Origin of the sequence: Streptococcus sp. HMSC070B10 (genome assembly GCF_001808665.1) — a bacterium.
Classification (GTDB): Bacteria; Bacillota; Bacilli; order Lactobacillales; family Streptococcaceae; genus Streptococcus.
The window spans coordinates 1-258 of the sequence record NZ_KV794212.1; the positions used below are offsets into that span (position 1 = coordinate 1).

At 42.6% G+C, this 258-nt stretch carries 1 pseudogene; it reads right to left on the bottom strand.

Going from position 1 to position 258, the window contains the following annotated elements:
• Positions 1-258: pseudogene (locus tag HMPREF2613_RS11595) on the bottom strand (cell division protein FtsK); the annotation flags it as partial.

A 258-nucleotide genomic window follows, 5' to 3' on the forward strand; every position in this document is an offset into this window, starting at 1 on the left:
GAGTAGAGCCAAAAACTCTTTTTTCTGTTTGCTGTCCATGCTTGCAACAGCTGAGCCGATTTCATCAGCGACGACGACAATCGGAGTCAAACCGATATCATAACCACGCAAGCCGATTTTTTGCTGTTTTTTGACAGCTTTAGCGACGATTTTTTGTCGTCTTTTCAGCTCATCGCAAACGTGTCTCAGCAGTTTCAAAATCGCTTCAGTATCTTCTTGAATACGCTCGATAGGATAGAACTCTTGAAAGGCTGAAAA